Source organism: Aeromicrobium sp. P5_D10, from assembly GCF_054049535.1.
Genome location: NZ_JBFUME010000011.1, coordinates 28,999 through 45,763 on the forward strand (window position 1 = coordinate 28,999; position 16,765 = coordinate 45,763).

The following is a 16,765-nucleotide window of genomic DNA, read 5'->3' on the forward strand; positions in this document are numbered from 1 at the left end:
ATCGACTTGTGCGGGCGGGAAATGACCTCAGAGCTTCAACGGACTGGTGACCTCGTGATCGGGAATGCGTACCGGACCATCATACGATCGTGGACATGATGATTTACTTCGACTCCGAGGAAGACGCCGCCGAACTCATCGCGGCACTGGAATCCGAGGGATTTTCAACGTCATTGGAGCGTGAGGGATTCGCAGGCGAAGACGATTCCGAAGATCGTGCCTGGGTCCTGCACGTCACACCCTTCGACGATCGGGTCATCGCGATGGTAGACGTGTATGGGGGCTGGCTGCCCGGCGACGAACGGTCGACTCCGGCGCCGTTGGACCTGCCGGCTGGGCCGAAACGCTTGAAGAAGTCAGACTCCTAGTGCGTCCTTGAGGAACTCGACCTGCAGCAGTTTGAGGTTCTCGGCCACGACTTCCTGCGGTGTCATGTGGGTGACTCCCGACAGCGGCAGAACTGTGTGGGCCCGCCCGGCCGCCAGAAGCGCGGACGAGAGCCGCAGGGTGTGTGCGGCGACCACATTGTCGTCGGCAAGTCCATGGATCAACATCAGCGGTCGATCGAGTTCGGGGGCCAGACCGATCAGCGAATTGCGATCGTAGACCTCCGGGCTGCTCGCGGGATCACCGAGATACCGCTCGGTGTAGCACGTGTCGTAGAGCCGCCAATCCGTGACAGGCGCACCCGAGACGGCAGCATGGAAGACGTCCGGCCGCTTCAAGACAGCGAGCGCTGCGAGGTAGCCGCCGTACGACCAGCCGGTGATTCCGACACGTTCGGTGTCGAGATCTTCGGGGTATTCGGCCGCGACGGCCGCGAGAGCATCGATCTGGTCGTCCAGTGTCACGGTCGCGAACTCGTCGCGGATGGACCGTTCCCACGCGTGCCCGCGCCCCGGCGTCCCGCGCCCGTCGGCGATGATGACGCAGAATCCCTGGTCGGCGAGCCACTGTGCCTCGAGGAAGGCTCGCGCCGAAGACATGACCCGTTGGGCGTGCGGTCCTCCGTAGGGATCCATGAGCACCGGCAGACGGCGCGATCCGGGCTGGTGGTTGCGGGGGAACAGCACTGCGGTGCGTAATTTGCGTTGACCGGCATCGAGCATCGTGATGATGGGCTCGAACGGCACGGGCTCGGCGACGACGCGGATCTTGGCCGGCTTCGCGTCCTCGGTGTGGACCACGACCGTCGTACCCACGAACTCCAGACCGGATCGGACGATGACAGTGGTCGGGCCCCCGATGACGGCGCTGTGGACGGCGGGACCGTCCGAGACCGGAGTCACGGTGCCGTCGAATCCCAATCGGACGATATGGATCTCGGTGGGCTCTGGTGAGGCGGCAGCGACGACGCAGTCCTCGAACGTCTCCACGATGCTGCGGACCTGCCACTCATCAGGTGTGACGGGGGTGCCGTCGACGACGAGGCGACGCCATCCGTCGACGTCCTCGACCGTCACGAGCCGGCCACCTGGCGTGTAGCGCGGAGCCGACGAGAGTTCGACCCAGGAATCGTCATGCAATTCGCGCAGGACCGACGTCGATCCGCTGGTGAGATCGACCGACAGCACCTGTGAGCGCTTTTGGTCGCGGCTCAGGACCTGCAACAGCGGTGCTCCGTGGGCGGTCCAGGTGACCCGGCCGAGGTACTCGTAGGTGTCGCGGTCCCAGGTGATCTCGGTGCGCGTCCCGTCGAGGGAGATGTGCCACAACGTCACGGTGCTGTTAGGCGTCCCGGCAGCGGGGTAGCGCTGGGTGACGGGCTCACGGTCGGGGTTCTCCGGGTCGGCGATGTGCCACGTGTGCACCGCAGCGTCGTCGAAGCATTCGACCAACAACGACTTGCCGTCTGGCGCCCACCAGAATCCGCGGAAGCGGTCCATCTCCTCGGCGGCGATGAACTCGGCCTGCCCCCAGACCTCGGTGTCGGAGGCAGGGGAGACCAGTGCGCGTTCGTCCTGACCGTTGACACCGATGATTCGCAGTGCGCCGTCCGAGGCGTACGCGATATGACGTCCGGTCGGGTCGAGGCGTGGGTCGATGACTCCGCCTACACTCGGCAGCGCCGTGACGGCCTTGGCGCCGAGGTGCACGGCCCACAACTGCCCGGAGAGGGTCAAGCAGGCCCAGCGGCCGGTCTCGTCGACGTCGTACGCGATGACGCCCGCAGCGGATTCGCGGCTGCGCTCGCGGCGCGACCGTTCCTGTGCCGACAACTGTTCGCCGTCATCGCCCAGCAAGGTCGCCGGATCGACCAGAATCGTCTCGGTGCCCGATTCGACATCGAACTCCCACAGTTGCCCGGTACGTGTGACCCCGTCAGGCGTGCGGATGAAGCGCACGGTCCGGCCGTCGGGTGACACCGTGATGTTGCGCGGGATGCCGAGGGTGAAGCGGAGCGTACGGGCTGCCAGACGGGGAAAGGACACGGTCATGCACCGATCCAATCATCTGCGGCCCAAATAGCTGGTCGCGGCATGTGTCGTGCCAGGCCAGTAGCCTTGGCTCATGACCTTCGCCGATCGACGGATCTTGCTTGTCCATGCCCATCCCGACGACGAGTCGATCAACAACGGAGTCACCATGGCCCGCTACGTCGCCGAAGGTGCCCAGGTCACCTTGGTGACCTGCACGCTGGGCGAGATGGGCGAGGTACTGGTGCCGGAATTGGCGTACCTGGCAGCCGATCAGGACGATCAATTGGGCCAGCATCGCGCGAGTGAACTCGATGAGGCGATGGCAGTGCTCGGCGTCACGGATCACCGCCTGCTCGGCGGCGCCGGCCGGTTCCGCGACTCGGGCATGAAATGGGACGAGAAGGGCCATGCGACGGCTGCCGACGAGATTCACGACAATGCCTTCTGGCATGCCGATCTGACCGAGGCAGCCTTGCCCTTGGTCGAGATCATCCGCGAGATTCGCCCGCAGGTGCTGGTGACGTACGACGACTTCGGCAACTACGGCCACCCCGATCACGTCCAGGCCCACCGGGTCGCGCACTATGCAGCCGACCTCGCGGCGGCTCGCTCATTTCGACCCGACCTCGGCGAGGCGTGGGACATCGCCAAGATCTACTGGATGGCGATGTCGGCCTCGCGGTTCCGCGAAGGGCTGCAGGCATTGCGCGATGCGGGCGACACGACGACGTTCGAGGGCATGGAGCCAGACAATCTGCCGCCGTTCGCGATCGAGGACGAGTACCTCGATGCGCTGATCGAGTCACCGGACCACATCCAGGCCAAATTGGCGGCCATGAAAGCGCACCGCACACAGATCACCGAAGACGGTGCCTTCTTCGCTGGCGGTATGGACATGGCCGCGGTCGTTTGGGGCCAGGAGTTCTACCGGTTGGTCAAGGGCGTCCGCGGGCCGGTCGGCGACAGCGGCTATGAGGAAGACCTGTTCGCCGGGATCTAGCCGATGAGACGCTTTGTGGTGGCGGTCCTCGGGCTGTACATATGCCTACTGGGAGCCGTGACGCACCGTCATGTCTGGGATGCCGGCGGCGTCACCTGGCCCTGGGGTCTTGTGTCGGCCATCGCGGTGACGTACGTCGTGGCGGTCGCTGCCGGACTGCTCGCGAAAACCGGCAGTGCCTGCTTCGCGCTCGGTTGGGCAGCCGGATTGCTCGTCTTGCAGTGGTCGCCGGGCGGCAGCTATCTGATCGCATCGGACTGGCTCGGTTGGGTGTTCACCGGAGTGTCGCTGGGGGGCATCGTGCTTGCAATGGTGCGTCCTCCTAGGCTGGGACAATGACAGTCACGGTCGACCAGAGCGACTTTCGAGGGGCTCTGGGCCGGTTCGCGAGCGGTGTGACGGTGGTGACCACGGTTCTCGACGGCGTCGATCACGCCATGACGGCCAGTGCCTTCACATCTGTCTCGCTCGATCCGCCACTCGTTCTGGTGTGCTCGCACAAGTCGAGCCGGTTCCACGATGCGGTCCTCGACAGCAAGCTCTGGGGCATTTCCATCTTGGCCGAGGAGGGCATGGCGGCGTCCGCGTGGTTCGCGCACAAAGGGCGCCCGCTGCACAGTCAGTTCGACGGTATCGCGCACCATCGCGGCGAATCGGGTGTCGTGTTGCTCGATCAGTCGTTGGCCTGGCTCGAATGCGAGACCGAGACCGTCATCGACGGCGGGGACCACACTGTCCTGATGGGTGTGGTCACCGGCGCCGGCGTCCGCGAAGACCTCGACGACCCGCTGTTGTATTACCGTTCGCACTACGGCACGATCGTGCGGCGTCCCGACTCGGAGAAGACTGTCTATGAGGGCGGCCCATGACTGACAAGCCCGAAGAACCGACTGAGTCCAGCAAGCCCGAGGATTCCGCCGAGCCCGACCAGCAGGCCGAACCAGGCCTGGTTGTCGAAAGCGATGAGCTCGACCTCGACTCCGAGCCCGAAGAGCCCAAGACGGTCGCATCCGACGACGGCGCCTACTCCGATGAGGCCCCGGAGGACGAAGACAGCGAGGATGAGGACGGCGACGAGCTGGATGACGACGGCGACGTCGAACCCGAGGTCGAGGACGCCGTCGAGGAGATTGTCGTGCCGGCAGGGGCGGTCTCCGATGAGCCCCGTGACGAACCCTTCGAACAACACACAGATCAACGCGATGAGGAGCCCGTAGAGGTGGCGAAGAAGCCCAAGCGCCGGCGCGGGCGCCGAGTTCTTCTCGGTGCCGTCGTGCTGGTGGGAGCGGCGTATGTCGCCGGCTACTTCCTCACCGGGACGCGGTTGCCGGCCGACGCCACGATCGGCGGGATCGATGTCGGCGGTAAGAGCCCCGACGCGGCCCGCACGGCCTTGGAGGATGCGCTTGAGCCCCAGGCCGGCAAACCGATTGATCTGACCCACGGCAAGAAGACGTTCCAGATCAAGCCTCGCGACATCGGTCTCGTGCTTGACGCCCAGCAATCGGTCGAGCAGGCCGGTGCGAAACGCAGCTGGGATCCACGCGACATGGTCGCTCTGGTCTCCGGCAGACAGGAGACCGACTTGGCGTTCGACTTCGACGCCGAGAACCTACGGAGCGCCATCACGACGATCAGCGAGTCGGTCGACAAGGAGGTCGTCGAGTCGCAGATTACGTTCGCGAAGGGCAAGCCTGTCCCTCGCGAGCCCAAAGCCGGCCGAGTCGTGTCCAAGTCCGACACGCAGACCGCGATCCTGACGTCCTACCTCGTCAGCGACAAACCCATCAAAGTGCCGACGGTCGACGTTGAGCCGGCGGTCGATTCGGCAGGTCTCGCCGATGCCATGAAGACGTTGGCAGAGCCCGCCGTCAGCGGTCCGGTCACACTCGTCGTCGGTGACAAGAAGGTCTCACTGCCCGTTTCGGCCTACGCGCCGGCGCTGACCGTCCAGGTGGAGGGCGGCCTGCTGAAGCTCAATCTCGACGCCAAGAAGCTCGCCAAGCCCCTGACCGACTCCACGACCGGAATCGGCAAGAAAGCTGTCGACGCGACGGTCAAGATCCAGAACAACAAGCCCGTTGTGGTTCCAGGCAAGGAAGGTGTCGGGCTCCAGCCCCAGGAGATGGCGACCAGGCTCGTCACGGTGCTGACCCAGACCGGCAAAGCCCGGTCGCTCGAGGTCGAGGCCAAGGTGGTCGAGCCGGAGTTCACCACGGCTGACGCAAAGGCACTCAAAATCACCGAGAAGATCGGTCAGGGCAAGACTGAGTTCCCCTATGCCGAATACCGCAACATCAACCAGTCCCGTGGAGCTGAGCTCATCAACGGGATCATCGTCAAACCCGGCGAGACGTTCAGCTTCAACGACACCGTGGGCGAACGTACTGTCGCCAACGGTTTCGTCACGGGTACCGTCATCAACGGCGGGGTCTTCCGTGAGGAGCTCGGCGGTGGTGTCTCGCAGGTGGTGACCACGACCTACAACGCCGGCTTCTTCGGCGGTATGGACGATGTCGAGCATCATCCACACGCGTTCTACATCGATCGTTATCCGGTCGGCCGTGAAGCGACGGTCTACTACGGAAGCCTCGATCTGAAGTTCAAGAATCCGACGAAGTACGGAGTCTTGATCCGGGCCTACGTCGAGAAGAGCACTCCGTCGTCGTCGGGCAAGACGCACGTGGAGCTGTGGAGTACCAAAGTCTGGGACAAGATCGAGGCCGGCAAGTCCGAACGCCGCAATTACCGGGCGCCCGGTACGCAGTACGACGACACGCCGCAGTGTGTTCCGCAGGCGCCGATCACCGGTTTCGACATCGACATCTACCGGATGTTCTACAAGGACGGCAAGAAGGTCAAGACCGAGACCGACACCGCCAACTACCAGGCAGCCGATCACGTCATCTGCGGCAAGAAACCCAAACCCAAGTCCGACAACTAACGCTCGCGAGTCATTTAATTACGTACCGCGAGTCACCTGCGTTCTCGCGGTACGTAATTAAGTGACTCATGGACGGCAATTTGGTGACTCGCGAGCGGGGGGTGGCGGTAGACGTAGTCGTGGTGGTCGACGAATCCGTACGGCGCGTACAGCGCCAGCGCCGCGGTGTTGGTCCGCATCGTCTGCAGGTAGGCCTTGTCGGCACCGTGTTCGACGGCCCAGGCCAAGGACGTTTCGACGATGCGTCGCGACAGTCCCTGGCGGCGGTGTTCGGGGCGGACTTCAACGGCCGACAGACCCGCCCACTCTCCTGTCGCGACGACGCGCCCGATCGCGATCGTCGGGGAGCCGATCGAGATGAAGGCGACCTGCGAGGGACCTTCCATGACGGCCCGGGCCGCGAGCACGTCGTCCACGCGGCCGTAGTTGGCGAGCCAGGCGTCGTCGGCAGTGGGAGAGACACGCGCGTCGGGATCTGCGGTGTACGAGGCTGCCAGATCGGCGACCTGGACGACTGCGCCGCCGTGATATCCGTCGAGTTCGACCCATCCGGCGGCTGCGAAGGATCGATCTTGATCCGAGCCGACGATAACCTGCGCCAGCGATGTCGTATCGCGTCGTTCGTAGAAACCGCGTACCTCGACGAGCGCATCCGCGAAGGGCATGTCGGGGGAACCTGCCGCTGCGACCGAATTTGCCCGGCCGGTGAATCCGCCCGAGGCCCGCAACTCCCAGTCGCCCAGCGGCACCGATTCGATCGCCGGCCAGCCAAGGGATGCGATCTGCATCAGTTGCTCGGCGCTGACCGCGACGGCGCGTCGACGTCGCACGGCCCGCTCTGGAACCGGCTTCCAACTCACGATGCTGCCGCGTGCGACGGTGACGAGACGGCCGCTGCGATGCTCGACCGTGACCGACGACGGATCGACGGATCGGACATGCCCGATGACGTCGGTCATCTCCGGTCCGCCGCTGGGTCCGACACGACCTGTCTCATGCCGGACAACGATGCGCGAACCGAGCGCCACACCATCTAGAGTCATGACACAAGAGTTCCATGCCGTTTAGGCAGACCTGACCTCCGGTGTCGTCGTCCTAGACGAGATACTGGGGTGAGTTCGCCGAAGGAGAAAACCCGTGACGTACGTGATCGCCCAGCCATGTGTCGACCTCAAGGACCGGGCGTGCGTGGATGAGTGTCCCGTGGACTGCATCTACGAGGGCAATCGCATGCTCTACATCCACCCCGACGAGTGCGTCGATTGCGGTGCATGTGAGCCGGTCTGCCCCGTCGAGGCGATCTTCTACGAAGACGACACTCCGCCGGAGTGGAAGGAGTACTACGACGCCAACGTCAACTTCTTCGACGACCTGGGTTCGCCCGGTGGTGCTGCCAAGCTCGGCGTGATCGACAAGGATCACCCGATCATCGCGGCGCTGCCCCCGCAGAACCAGGAATAGAACGCGTCGATGGGCCAGGTCTCGGCTCGGTTCCCGCAGTTCCCGTGGGACACGCTGACGGACGCCAAGGCGCGTGCTGCGGCGCATTCCGGCGGCATCGTCGACCTGTCGATCGGCACGCCGGTCGATCCGACGCCGTCAGTCGCGCGTGAGGCGCTGATCGCTGCGGCGGATTCGCCCGGCTATCCGACTGTGTACGGCCCCGAGTCGCTGCGGCAGGCCGCTGTCGACTGGTGTGAGCGCCGGTTCGGGATCACAGGTCTGAGTGCCACGCAGGTTCTGCCGACGGTGGGCTCGAAGGAGCTCATCGCGAATCTGCCGAGCCAGTTGGGCCTCGGCGCCGACGATCTGGTCGTGATCCCCGAGCTGGCCTACCCGACGTACGAGGTGGGTGCCAAGTACGCCGGTTGCGAGGTGCTGGCCGCGGATTCGACCGTGGCGATCGGCCCGAGAAGGCCGAGCCTGATCTACATCAACTCCCCGGCCAATCCGCACGGACGTATCCTCGGCCCCGACCACCTGCGCAAGGTGGTCGAGTTCGCCCGTGAACGTGGCGCCTTGCTGGTCTCTGACGAGTGCTATCTGGAGTTCGCCTGGGAAGACGAGCCCTACTCGGTTCTGCACCCTGAGATCTGCGGAGGAAGTTTCGACGGCCTCCTGGCAGTGCACTCGTTGTCGAAGCGGTCGAATCTCGCCGGCTACCGCGATGCGTTCGTGGTCGGCGACCAAGCAGTCGTCTCCGAGTTGCTCGCGGTGCGCAAGCACTTGGGATTCATGCTTCCCACGCCTGTGCAGCACGCCATGGCGGCCGCCCTGGCCGACGATTCGCATGTCGAGGTCCAGCGTGAGGTCTACGCGGCCCGCCGAACGGATCTTCGTGCAGCCCTCGAGGGTGCCGGCTTCCGGGTCGATCACTCCCAGGGCGCCCTGTACCTATGGGCGACCCGCGACGAGCCCTGCCGTGACACGATCGCCTGGCTGGCTGAGCGGGGCATCCTGGCGGCGCCAGGCGAGTTCTACGGCACCGCCGGGGCACAGCATGTACGCGTCGCGTTCACCGCGACCGACGAGCGGATCGCCGCAGCTGTGGCGCGTCTGTCTTAACTGGCCCAGCGCTAGTTGGTCGTGACCAGCACTTCGGTCTTGAGCGCGTCGGGGTTCTTGCGCCAGCCTTCGTGCGAGGCCGTCGAGCTCCAGGTGCGTCCACCGAACGAGACTCTGTGGATCCGTAGATTGGCCGCATTGGCGACGAGATAGTGCGCCAATGCCCAGCCGCGGGCCTTGACGTCGCCGGCCTTGCCTTTCAGCGGGTAGCGGGCATCGTCGCCCTGACGGTCGACCGCGATGTCGCCGAACGCCAGCGCGACATCTTCTGCGACGCGCTTGGTGCTGCCGGTGCCACGCGGGTTGATCTGGCACGTGAACTTCGCCGGGCTGTAGCCGCGGAGCGCTGAGGCCAGTGCCCGCGCGTACGGCTCGTGCTGGGCATATGCGTGCGGGAAGCCCGAACGTTGCACGAGCTGCGCAGCGTCGTTGATCTTCATCTCGCCATAGCCGTCGACGTTGGCGAGCGCCTGGTAGAACCTGCCGATCGAGTAGTGCGGATCGAGGATCTCCTCGACCGATCCCCAGCCTTGCGAGGGGCGCTGCTGGAACAGGCCGATGGAGTCGCGGTCGCCGTAGTCGATGTTGTGGATCTTCGACTCCTGGAACGCGGTCGCAATCGCGATCGTGGTGGCGCGTGGAGGTAGACCCCGGCGCTGGGCCAGCGCTGCCATCAGGGCGCTCCACTGGCCCTGCTCCAGGTCGACCTGCGCGCGGACGTCACCGACCTCCGCGACGCAGTACTCCGCGCGGGACGGGGTGCGATCACGCAGGGTTGTCGCCACCAGCACCGAGGCCGCGACGAGCCCCAGGACGACGAACCAGCGAAATCTCAAGCCGATGCCGACTAGTTGGCGTGCAGCGCGGCGTTGAGTTCGATACCGGTGCGCTCGCCGCGGGGACGAGCCTCGAGTACGCCGGTCTCGCTGTTGATCAGGAACAGGATTCCGTCCTGGCCCGAGAGCTCAACGGCCTTGACGACGTTGCCGTCGGGGGTCGTGACCTTCGAGGCCGCGGTCACGTAGACCCCGGCAGCGACGACGCAGTCATTGCCCAATGAGATGCCGAGACCTGAGTTGGCACCGAGCAGGCAGCGCTCGCCGACGCTGATGACTTCCTTGCCACCGCCGGACAGCGTGCCCATGATCGAGGCGCCGCCACCGACATCGGAGCCGTCACCGACAACCACGCCGGCCGAGATCCGCCCCTCGACCATGGACGCCCCGAGGGTTCCGGCGTTGAAGTTGACGAAGCCTTCGTGCATGACGGTCGTGCCTTCGGCCAGATGCGCGCCGAGGCGCACCCGGTCGGCATCGCCGATACGCACACCGGTCGGCAGGACGTAGTCGGTCATGCGGGGGAACTTGTCGATGCTCGTGACCTGCACGTTGAGGCCGGCTGCGCGGGCGCGGGCGCGGGTGCTCTCGAAGCCCGTCACGGCACACGGGCCGATCGAGGTCCAGGCGACATTTGTCATCAGGCCGAACTGCCCGTCGAGGTTGAGGCCGTGGGGCTTCACGAGCCGGTGCGACAGCAGGTGCAGCCGCAGCCACACGTCGTAGGCATCGACGGGCGCCTGCTGCAGATCGGCGATCTCGGTGTGCACGACGACCTTGACGACCTGGCGGACCTCGTCGTCACCCGTCAATGCTGTCAGCTCGGCAGGTTCGGGATAGCTCGAGGGCGCGGCGCCGAGACGCGGTTCGGGGTACCAGACGTCGAGTACGGTGCCGTCGGCCGTCAGGGTCGCGATGCCGTACGCGTAGGCGCCGGGGTGTTCCACAGAAGTCATGTCCGCAAATCTATCGTGGGGGACTCAACTCTTCGGCAGGCCGTCCTTGGTGCACAGCGAGCCGATCTTGTCGGTCTGGTCGGCCTTGATGTATTCGAACATCTGCGGCGCGCGTTCGGCGTCCCAGTTGACCGCGAAGTCCTGAAGCGGGACGGTGCAGTTGAGACCCTTGCCACCCATCGCCGCCGACAACGACAACGCGAACTTGCCGAGCGCGATAGGGCTCACATCGTCGCCGATCGTCAGCGAGCCGGAAGCGCCCTTGGCGACACTGACATAGCGGAACGGGTTGAGGATCGTCCACGGTGATTTGGCCTTTGACGCGATCGAACCGAGAACCTCGCGCTGGCTCTGCACCCGCTGGATGTCCTGGCTGGCATATGAATGCCGGTTGCGCGAGTAAGCCAGTGCGGTCCTGCCGTCGGCGTTCTGGCAGCCCTTCTTGACGTCGAGTCCGGAGTCTTTGTCTTTCAGATCCTTCTTGGGGCAGATCTCGACCCCGCCGAGCGAGTCGACAACCTTGACGAGCCCGCCGAAACCGACCTCGATGTAGTCGTCGACTCGGATGCCAGTGTTCTTCTCGATCGTGCGGACCAGCAGTTTGGGTCCGCCGTACGCATAGGCCGCGTTGATCTTGGTCCGGCCGTAGCCTGGAATATCGACGATGGAGTCGCGCGGCAGCGACATCAGCACGCTGGGACCGCTGCCGGTGTGCAGCAACATGATGGTGTCGGTGCGACCGCGGCCACCTCCGTCACCGCCGGTCGACAGCTCCTTTTGCTCGGCTTTGGTCAGACCTCGCCGACTGTCGGAGCCGACGAGCAGATAGGTCGTTCCGGGCTGATCGTCAGGGCGACCGGTCGCGGGGGAGGCGTCGACCTTGTCGATCTTGCCCCAGGCCCAGATCGGCACCGCGACCAGGAACACGATCCACGCCAGTACCAGAATCCCGACCACACGGCGTTTGGTCTTGCGCTTCTTCGGCTTGTCCGGCGGGGTCGCGCCCGCGGTCGGACGTTTGCCCGGCGGTGGGAGGTTGGGCGGCGGGAGATCTCCCGGGGGTGGGGGCGGAGTCATTGCCCGGGTCGGCTCGTCCTGGCCGTACAGCCACCCATAGTTGCCCTGGGGGCGCTCGTCTGACATGCCGAAGACGGTACCGGACGGCTCGCAGGCCATCGCGCAGCAAGCGCCGTGAAGGTCTCGGAAAATGCTGCCGGGTCACGGCGCGCCCTCAACCTTTGATTGAGAGTTTGTGGGGATACTGAGATCGCCTCAGCTCCTTCCCCATTTGCGAGGACTTCATGTCTGACGTTCGCTCCAGTGTCCTGGGTGGCTCCTATGCCAGCCCGGCCGACACCTCTGCACGGATCCAGTTCCGCCGCGGCCTGACCCTCATGGCGATGACGCTCGTGATGCCTGGTTCGGCACAGCTCGTGGCCGGCAACAAGCGGATCGGCCACATCGCGATCCGGGTCTGGCTCGGCTTCCTGGCCGTCGGCGCTGGCGTTGTGCTCGTCGCACTGACCTCGCGCCAGACGCTGTTGTCGATGACCTTGGAGTCGTCGACCCCGTTGACGATCGGCCGATGGGTGCTGATCCTCGGCGCCTTCGCGTGGGTCGCCCTCATGATCGACGCCTGGCGGCTGGGACGTCCGCTCGAGATGCGCCGCCATCATCGCCTGTGGACGACGGGCCTCAACAGTGTGCTGTGCTTCGTCACGGCAGCCGTGATGCTGTTCGCGGCGCACATGGTCAGCACAGCCAATTCCTCGATCGGCACTGTCTTCGCGTCGGGCACGACGTCCGGGCCTGCCGAAGGACGCTATAACGTCCTGCTGCTCGGCGGTGACTCCGGCCCGGATCGTTCTGGCGTGCGTCCGGATTCGCTGACTGTCGCAAGTATCGACAAGGACACCGGTCGCGCAGTGCTGATCGGATTGCCGCGCAACCTCGAAGACGTCCCGTTCCCGGCCGGCTCGGTCATGGACAAGGAGTTCCCGGACGGGTTCACCGGCGAGGGTAACTACCTCAACGCGGTCAATACCTGGGCCAATGACCATGCCGACAAGTTCGGCAAGAAGAATCCCGGCATGGACGCCACGATGGGCGCGGTCGAGGAGATCACGGGCCTGAAGATGAACTACTACGCGATGGTCAACATGAAGGGCTTCGCGAAGCTGATCGATGCGGTCGGCGGCGTCGAGATGAATGTGCGGGAGCGAACCGCGATCGGCGGGATCGGTTCACCCATCCGTGGATACATCGAGGCAGGGGAGCAGAAGCTCACTGGCGATCAGGCGCTGTGGTACTCGCGCAGCCGGGTTCAGAACAACGACTTCTCCCGCATGGGACGTCAAAAGTGCGTCATGAACGCCATGGTCCAGCAACTCAGCCCCAAGAAGGTTCTGCTCAACGTCAACAAGATCGCGAACTCGAGCAAGACGATGTTGACGACGAGCATTCCGCGTCAAGACCTCGACGTCTTCGCCGATCTGGCGCTCAAGGCCAAGTCGCAGAAGATCTCGTCGGTCTCGTTGGTGCCCCCGGTCGTCTACACCGGCAACCCGAACTATCCGAAGATCCGGCGCATGATCAGCAAGGCCATCGAGAAGTCCGAAGGCAATTCTGAGGCCAAGAGCGCGATTGCCGCCGCCAAGCTCTCGATGCCGAAGGACAAGGACGACAAGAATCCGCTCGAAGCCAACCAAAGCAGCGATCTGGGTGCGGACTGCTGATCATTCGGCCTGAGTAGAGGCTGAGATCCCTGCCCTATCGCTGACGCGCCATGGGGGCATCATCCATAATGGTTTTCAACATCGGCCGCATCATCGTGAGGGAACATGTCGCATCGCGCGAGTCTCCTGGGCCGCGGCTATCAGGATCGTCATCTCGACTCGCCGCGAGTCCGATTCCGGCGCGCCCTCGCGCTGTGTCTGATGACGATCGTGGTGCCGGGTTCGGCCCAGATCGCCCTGGGCAAGAAGCTCATCGGCTGGACTGCCGTGCTGGCCTGGGTCAGCGTGCTTGGTGCAGCGGGTTTCCTGTACTGGAAGCTGCGAACCGATCGAGCGCAGGTGCTGACCTGGTTCACCGATCCCGACATCTTGTTCGGGGTGCGCGTCGCGATGGTCGTTGTGGCGCTGCTGTGGGTCGCGCTGTTCATCGATGCCTGCCGACTCGGCTCGCCGTTCAGGCTGACGTTCGTGCGGGGCGCGGTCATCACGATCGTCAACGTCGCGATCGTCGGCAGCGTTGCCGGGTCGACGGCGTTCGCCTCTCAGCTGATCGAGGTGCAGCGCAGCGTCGTCAAGACGGTCTTCCCCGAGACGAAGGTCTCCGCGCCGCTCAAGGGCCGCTACAACATCCTGCTGGTCGGATCGGACGCACGGGCGGATCGAACGGGCATCCGGCCAGACACGTTGGTCGTGGCGAGTATCGATGCCGACACCGGCAAGGTCGTCCTGGTCTCGTTGCCGCGCAATCTGCAGAACGTCCCGTTCTCCAAGGGTTCGCCGATGCGCCAGCTGTATCCTTACGGGTTCAACTGCGGCTCCGAGTGCCTCCTGAACGCGGTGCACACGACCGCCGCGAACCGCGCGGATCTGTATCCCAAGAGCAAGGACCCGGGTCTCGATGCGACGATCGACGCGGTTGAAGGTGTGACCAACCTCAAGATCAACTACTTCATCATGGTCAATCTCAACGGCTTCAAGGGTCTGGTCGATGCCGTCGGCGGCGTCGAGATGGACGTCAAGGACCGCATCGCGATGTTCGGCCACGACGATGCCTACAAGCAGATCTACATCGAGCCGGGCAAGCAGAAGCTCAACGGCCAGCAGGCACTCTGGTATGCCCGCAGCCGGGTGCAGTCGGACGATTACACGCGCATGGGCCGGCAGAAGTGCCTCATGGCCGCAATGGCCGATCAGTTGAGTCCGACCAAGGTGCTGACCAATGCGACCCAGATCGCCAAATCGGGCAAGGAGCTGTTGAGCACCACGATCCCGCGCAAGGAACTCGGCCAATTCGCCGACCTTGCGCTGAAGTCACGTGGCAACAAGATCCGTACGGTCTCGATCGTGCCGCCGAAGTTCAACACCGTGACTCCCGATTTCGATGCGATCCACGCTGCAATCCAGAAGGCGATCGACAAGTCCGAGGGCGTCGCCTCACCGCCGACGCCGGGTGTCAAGAAAGACACCTCAGGCCGAGCCGCCAACAACTCCGACGACCTGAAAGGCAGCTGCTGAGCGCGGCTCCTTCCTCACCGCTGCCAGGCTTCGCCTGGGCTCATGCCTTCGCTCGCTGCGCTCGCTCGGCCTATGGTCGGGTCGTCGTCGCCCGGCCTATTTGTCTTGGGCTTTGTGGTACGCGGCGATGACCTCGTCGGGGTCGCCATCCATGATCAAGGTGCCTTGATCGAGCCAGATGACCCGGCTGCAGGTGTCCTTGATCGACTTCATGGAGTGACTGACCAAGAACACCGTGCCGGCGTTGTCGCGGATCTCACGGATCCGGGCCTCACTGCGCTGCCGGAACGTCCGGTCACCCACCGCGAGGGCCTCGTCGACGATCAAGATCTCGTGGGTTTTGACGCTGGCGATCGCGAACTTCAGTCGGGCGGTCATGCCCGAGGAGTAGGCGCGCATCGGCAGATCGATGAACTTCTCGAGACCGGCGAACGAGACGATGTCGTCGTAGTTCTCCTCGATCTCCTCCATCGTGAAGCCCATCGCGAGTCCGCCGAGGATGATGTTGCGGTCGCCTGACAGGTCCTTCATGAGCGCCGCTCCGACTCCCAGAAGGCTCGGACGCGACTGGGCGTAGATCGCGCCCTGGCTCGCCGGGGTCAGCCCGACGATCGCACGCATCAGCGTCGACTTGCCAGAACCGTTGGTGCCGATGACGCCAATCGAGTCATTTTCGTAGGCTGTGAACGAAATGCCTTTGAGAGCGTGCACGGTGCGCATCTGCTTGCCGCGTCCACGCAGTTTGAGACTGCGGCGATCCGCGGCGGTGGGTCGCTTGCCGGTCGCGAAGACCTTGTACTCGACGTGCACATTGTCGACGATCACCACGGGACGACGGGTCTCGATGGGCTCGACGGGTTCGGGGGACAGGGAGTGCGGATCAGTCGACACGTCCGTACCTCTCTTCGGCACGCCAGAAGAACCAGACCCCGACGACGAACAGGCCGATGGACCATGCGGAGGCGGCGATCCAGAAGCTCGAACTCATGGTGTAACCGGGGCCCTCGAGCAGGCAGGCTCGGGCCAGGCTCAGGAACTGGTGGACCGGCTGCCAGTTGCTCAACGTCACGACCCAGGGAGTGCCTCCGCCGTTGGCGTCCGGACCGAAGCGCTGTTCGACACTGAAGAAGATTCCGGTGGTGTAGAACACGAAACGGGTCAGGAACGGCAGGAAGTTGTTCAGATCGCGCCAGTGCACCGAGAGCCGCGCCGTGACCAACGCCAATCCGGCGTTGAACACGTAGAAAAGCGCCATCAGGGGGACTATGAGCAGCCACTCCCAGTTGGGGGTGTGACCCATGACCAGGAGGAATATCAACAAGATCGCGATGGTCGGCAAGAACTGCAGGAAACGTTGCGTGACTGCCGCCAACGGCAACACCATGCGGGGGAACGCCAGACTCTGTACCAGGGCGGCGTTGCTCGTGATGGCCTTGCCACCGGCCGTCCACGACTGGGCGAAGAACTCGAACACGAAGACGCCGATGATCAAGAACTCGACGAAATACTGCGGACGTCCCTGGGTTCCGATCAGGAAGCCGAACACCGCGCCGTAGACGATGGCATTCAGCAGCGGCTTCAAGATGACCCAGAGCATGCCCAGCGAGTTCTGCTGGTTCTCGGACTCGATCTTGAACCGGGCCATCGAATAGATGAACGTTCGACGTCGCCAGACCTCGGCGACATAGTCAAAGAGCGAGGGGCGTCCGCCGACCTTGATCAGGCCTGCGCGCGCCGCGTCCTCGGCAGTTGTCATTTCGTCTTGTGTCCCTACTGTTCAGGAGGTCCGGGTCG

16 protein-coding genes are annotated in these 16,765 nt (G+C 64.4%); 9 read left to right on the forward strand and 7 right to left on the reverse strand.

The genetic code is table 11. From position 1 onward, the window contains the following. Window positions 1-95 precede the first annotated feature (95 nt). Window positions 96-368: a hypothetical protein gene (locus ACXJKC_RS18550; RefSeq protein WP_456698228.1), complete on the forward strand. Its 273-nt coding sequence runs from the start codon at window positions 96-98 to the stop codon at window positions 366-368. Here ACXJKC_RS18550 and ACXJKC_RS18555 read toward each other — a convergent pair. Beyond that, on the reverse strand, window positions 357-2,438 hold the full coding sequence (locus tag ACXJKC_RS18555) for a prolyl oligopeptidase family serine peptidase (RefSeq protein WP_456698229.1): 2,082 nt from the start codon (window positions 2,436-2,438) through the stop codon (window positions 357-359). The two genes, ACXJKC_RS18550 and ACXJKC_RS18555, sit on opposite strands and share 12 nt — an antisense overlap. A 73-nt stretch (window positions 2,439-2,511) precedes the next feature. Between ACXJKC_RS18555 and mshB the strand changes: the two genes are divergently transcribed. The 4 genes from mshB to ACXJKC_RS18575 are packed head-to-tail and all read left to right on the forward strand — an operon-like array spanning window position 2,512 to window position 6,364. Further along, window positions 2,512-3,420 carry an N-acetyl-1-D-myo-inositol-2-amino-2-deoxy-alpha-D-glucopyranoside deacetylase gene (mshB, locus tag ACXJKC_RS18560; RefSeq protein WP_456698230.1) on the forward strand — a complete coding sequence of 303 codons (909 nt, stop codon included), beginning with the start codon at window positions 2,512-2,514 and terminating at the stop codon, window positions 3,418-3,420. Between the two features lie 3 nt (window positions 3,421-3,423). Beyond that, window positions 3,424-3,759 (forward strand): hypothetical protein, encoded by a 336-nt coding sequence (locus tag ACXJKC_RS18565; protein WP_456698231.1) that lies wholly within the window; start codon window positions 3,424-3,426, stop codon window positions 3,757-3,759. Next, a complete protein-coding gene (locus tag ACXJKC_RS18570; RefSeq protein WP_456698232.1) occupies window positions 3,756-4,289 on the forward strand; it encodes a flavin reductase family protein in 534 nt (177 codons plus the stop codon). The genes ACXJKC_RS18565 and ACXJKC_RS18570 overlap by 4 nt, the downstream gene beginning before the upstream one ends. Then, complete coding sequence (locus ACXJKC_RS18575; RefSeq protein WP_456698233.1) at window positions 4,286-6,364, forward strand: VanW family protein; 2,079 nt, start codon at window positions 4,286-4,288, stop codon at window positions 6,362-6,364. The genes ACXJKC_RS18570 and ACXJKC_RS18575 overlap by 4 nt, the downstream gene beginning before the upstream one ends. 32 nt (window positions 6,365-6,396) lie before the next feature. On the opposite strand, the gene ACXJKC_RS18580 is transcribed toward ACXJKC_RS18575, so the two are convergent. Further along, entirely contained in the window at window positions 6,397-7,407 is a 1,011-nt protein-coding gene (locus ACXJKC_RS18580) for a GNAT family N-acetyltransferase (RefSeq protein ID WP_456698234.1), read from the reverse strand. 94 nt (window positions 7,408-7,501) lie between these two features. Here ACXJKC_RS18580 and fdxA point away from each other — a divergent pair, with 94 nt between their 5' ends. Together fdxA and dapC are read left to right on the forward strand one after the other, a co-directional pair. Continuing rightward, the gene (gene fdxA, locus ACXJKC_RS18585; RefSeq protein ID WP_456698235.1) at window positions 7,502-7,825 is read left to right on the forward strand and encodes a ferredoxin; all 324 of its coding nucleotides are present in this window, start codon (window positions 7,502-7,504) and stop codon (window positions 7,823-7,825) included. 9 nt (window positions 7,826-7,834) lie between these two features. Next, entirely contained in the window at window positions 7,835-8,929 is a 1,095-nt protein-coding gene (dapC, locus tag ACXJKC_RS18590; protein WP_456698236.1) for a succinyldiaminopimelate transaminase, read from the forward strand. 11 nt (window positions 8,930-8,940) lie between these two features. Here the strand turns inward: dapC and ACXJKC_RS18595 are convergent, their stop codons facing one another. The 3 genes from ACXJKC_RS18595 to ACXJKC_RS18605 are packed head-to-tail and all read right to left on the reverse strand — an operon-like array spanning window position 8,941 to window position 11,864. Further along, window positions 8,941-9,765, reverse strand: a complete 825-nt coding sequence (locus tag ACXJKC_RS18595; RefSeq protein WP_456698237.1) for a hypothetical protein — start codon at window positions 9,763-9,765, stop codon at window positions 8,941-8,943. 11 nt (window positions 9,766-9,776) lie between these two features. Further along, window positions 9,777-10,721 (reverse strand): 2,3,4,5-tetrahydropyridine-2,6-dicarboxylate N-succinyltransferase, encoded by a 945-nt coding sequence (gene dapD, locus ACXJKC_RS18600; protein WP_456698238.1) that lies wholly within the window; start codon window positions 10,719-10,721, stop codon window positions 9,777-9,779. A 24-nt stretch (window positions 10,722-10,745) separates the two neighbouring features. Continuing rightward, the gene (locus tag ACXJKC_RS18605) at window positions 10,746-11,864 is read right to left on the reverse strand and encodes an LCP family protein (protein ID WP_456698239.1); all 1,119 of its coding nucleotides are present in this window, start codon (window positions 11,862-11,864) and stop codon (window positions 10,746-10,748) included. A 158-nt stretch (window positions 11,865-12,022) separates the two neighbouring features. Here ACXJKC_RS18605 and ACXJKC_RS18610 point away from each other — a divergent pair, with 158 nt between their 5' ends. Both ACXJKC_RS18610 and ACXJKC_RS18615 read left to right on the forward strand, forming a co-directional pair. After that, entirely contained in the window at window positions 12,023-13,456 is a 1,434-nt protein-coding gene (locus ACXJKC_RS18610; protein WP_456698240.1) for an LCP family protein, read from the forward strand. Window positions 13,457-13,561: 105 nt separating this feature from the next. Further along, window positions 13,562-14,971, forward strand: coding sequence for an LCP family protein (locus tag ACXJKC_RS18615; RefSeq protein WP_456698241.1), 1,410 nt, complete (start codon window positions 13,562-13,564; stop codon window positions 14,969-14,971). A 96-nt stretch (window positions 14,972-15,067) separates the two neighbouring features. Here ACXJKC_RS18615 and ACXJKC_RS18620 read toward each other — a convergent pair whose 3' ends face one another. Continuing rightward, window positions 15,068-15,862 carry an ABC transporter ATP-binding protein gene (locus ACXJKC_RS18620; protein WP_456698242.1) on the reverse strand — a complete coding sequence of 265 codons (795 nt, stop codon included), beginning with the start codon at window positions 15,860-15,862 and terminating at the stop codon, window positions 15,068-15,070. Then, window positions 15,852-16,727 (reverse strand): ABC transporter permease, encoded by an 876-nt coding sequence (locus ACXJKC_RS18625; RefSeq protein ID WP_456698243.1) that lies wholly within the window; start codon window positions 16,725-16,727, stop codon window positions 15,852-15,854. Before ACXJKC_RS18625 ends, ACXJKC_RS18620 begins: the two co-directional genes overlap by 11 nt. Window positions 16,728-16,765: the final 38 nt, after the last annotated feature.

Bases quoted from the DNA above. Each gene is read 5' to 3' on its own strand.
- ACXJKC_RS18555 (WP_456698229.1), bottom strand. From the start codon at position 2,438: ATGACCGTGTCCTTTCCCCGTCTGGCAGCCCGTACGCTCCGCTTCACC.
- ACXJKC_RS18570 (WP_456698232.1), top strand. From the start codon at position 3,756: ATGACAGTCACGGTCGACCAGAGCGACTTTCGAGGGGCTCTGGGCCGG.
- ACXJKC_RS18580 (WP_456698234.1), bottom strand. From the start codon at position 7,407: ATGACTCTAGATGGTGTGGCGCTCGGTTCGCGCATCGTTGTCCGGCAT.
- ACXJKC_RS18625 (WP_456698243.1), bottom strand. From the start codon at position 16,727: ATGACAACTGCCGAGGACGCGGCGCGCGCAGGCCTGATCAAGGTCGGC.
- ACXJKC_RS18615 (WP_456698241.1), top strand. From the start codon at position 13,562: ATGTCGCATCGCGCGAGTCTCCTGGGCCGCGGCTATCAGGATCGTCAT.
- dapC (WP_456698236.1), top strand. From the start codon at position 7,835: ATGGGCCAGGTCTCGGCTCGGTTCCCGCAGTTCCCGTGGGACACGCTG.
- mshB (WP_456698230.1), top strand. From the start codon at position 2,512: ATGACCTTCGCCGATCGACGGATCTTGCTTGTCCATGCCCATCCCGAC.
- ACXJKC_RS18605 (WP_456698239.1), bottom strand. From the start codon at position 11,864: ATGTCAGACGAGCGCCCCCAGGGCAACTATGGGTGGCTGTACGGCCAG.
- ACXJKC_RS18565 (WP_456698231.1), top strand. From the start codon at position 3,424: ATGAGACGCTTTGTGGTGGCGGTCCTCGGGCTGTACATATGCCTACTG.
- ACXJKC_RS18610 (WP_456698240.1), top strand. From the start codon at position 12,023: ATGTCTGACGTTCGCTCCAGTGTCCTGGGTGGCTCCTATGCCAGCCCG.
- ACXJKC_RS18575 (WP_456698233.1), top strand. From the start codon at position 4,286: ATGACTGACAAGCCCGAAGAACCGACTGAGTCCAGCAAGCCCGAGGAT.
- ACXJKC_RS18550 (WP_456698228.1), top strand. From the start codon at position 96: ATGATGATTTACTTCGACTCCGAGGAAGACGCCGCCGAACTCATCGCG.
- dapD (WP_456698238.1), bottom strand. From the start codon at position 10,721: ATGACTTCTGTGGAACACCCCGGCGCCTACGCGTACGGCATCGCGACC.